Source organism: Gilliamella sp. Gris3-2 (genome assembly GCF_001690345.1).
In the GTDB taxonomy this organism is placed as follows: Bacteria; Pseudomonadota; Gammaproteobacteria; order Enterobacterales; family Orbaceae; genus Gilliamella; species Gilliamella bombi.
This window is the reverse complement of the sequence record NZ_LZHB01000062.1, coordinates 1-1,577: the sequence shown is the minus strand read 5'-3', so window position 1 is coordinate 1,577 and position 1,577 is coordinate 1. Positions and strand designations below refer to the sequence as shown.

The following is a 1,577-nucleotide window of genomic DNA, read 5'->3' as shown; positions in this document are numbered from 1 at the left end:
ATTCGGTTACTATTGCTATGAGTTGTGCCATTGTTGGCTTAAGCCGTTGTGCTTACTATTATCAACCTAAGTTACAGGATGATTCGGTGATTGTTTCGGTGTTGAATGCTATCACAGACCGGCATTTACGCTGGGGCTTTCCTAAATGCTTTAATCGTATCAAAAAGCTCGGCTATAAATGGAATCATAAACGGGTATATCGGGTGTATTGTGAATTAAAGCTTAATCTCAGGATAAAGCGTAAACAGCGCATTCCTCCACGAAGCCCAGAAAGGCTATCAGCACCCAATAAACAAGGTGAATGCTGGTCAATGGATTTTATGAGTGACAGTAGTCGTAATCAGCGTCGCTTTAGGACATTCAATGTCATCGATGACTTTAATCGTGAGGCGTTAGGGATTGATATTGCAGTAAGCTTACCAGCAGGAAGGATTACCCGTTACTTAGATAAACTGGCCGAATATCATGGGTATCCATTAAAAATACGGGTCGATAATGGGCCAGAATTTACCGGAAAAACCTTTATAAACTGGGCTAAATCACATGATATAACCATTGATTATATCCAGCCCGGTAGCCCTTATCAAAATGGCTATATTGAACGATTTAATCGTACCTATCGTACTGAAGTACTCGATTTATATCTTTTTAACAACTTAGCACAAGCAAGGAGAATAACCGAAGAATGGTTAACGATTTATAACACCGAAAGACCACATGAGGCATTAAATAACATGACACCGATTGAGTATAAAACACTAAAACAAGCAGCATGATTTTCTACGTGAGTTGTGTACTAAGTTTGGGGTATTTACACTCGTCCATTAAAATTTGCATAATTTTTTGTAATACAGTCAATAAACCAATTCATTCCTATATTCCTTTTTTAAATTAATTACTGAAATAAATTATTTGGGACGGCTATTTTAATGAAAAAAAAACGAAAATAAAACTGATTTTTATCGTTAAATTTTTTTATTTTTATTTTTTATCAATATTTACATTGCCTATAAGGCTGTTGATTTCAGGTTTTCATAAAGTGATAACTATGTTAGAATTATCGCTCAGTGGTTATTTATACCAGCTAACAGATTATAGAAAATAACACTGAGGCCCTCCATGAAAATAGTTGAAGTAAAACACCCTCTTGTACGTCATAAAATTGGATTAATGCGTGAACACGATATTAGCACCAAAGACTTTCGTGATCTTGCCAGTGAAGTTGGCAGTTTATTAACTTATGAAGCAACGGCTGATCTACCTACTGAAACAGTAACAATAGACGGTTGGTGTGGACCTGTTCAAGTAGAACGTATTAAGGGTAAAAAAATTACGGTTGTACCTATTTTGCGTGCCGGCTTAGGTATGATGGATGGTGTGCTTGAGCATGTGCCAAGTGCCCGTATTAGCGTTGTCGGGTTTTACCGTAACGAAGAAACGTTAGAACCTGTTCCTTATTTTCAAAAACTAACCTCGGATATTGAAGAGCGAATGGCTTTAGTTGTTGATCCAATGTTAGCAACAGGTGGGTCAATGGTGGCGACAATCGATTTACTTAAAAAAGCAGGTTGTAAAAA

At 36.8% G+C, this 1,577-nt stretch carries 2 protein-coding genes; both read left to right on the top strand.

Annotation, left to right across the window (positions count from 1 at the left end; genetic code table 11):
* Positions 1–776, top strand: a 776-nt coding sequence (locus tag A9G32_RS08565) for an IS3 family transposase (RefSeq protein WP_141672894.1), incomplete at its 5' end; no start/stop codon positions are given.
* A 343-nt stretch (positions 777–1,119) separates the two neighbouring features.
* Positions 1,120–1,577 (top strand): uracil phosphoribosyltransferase (upp, locus tag A9G32_RS08560; protein WP_065640666.1); only part of this gene is annotated, 458 nt, incomplete at its 3' end.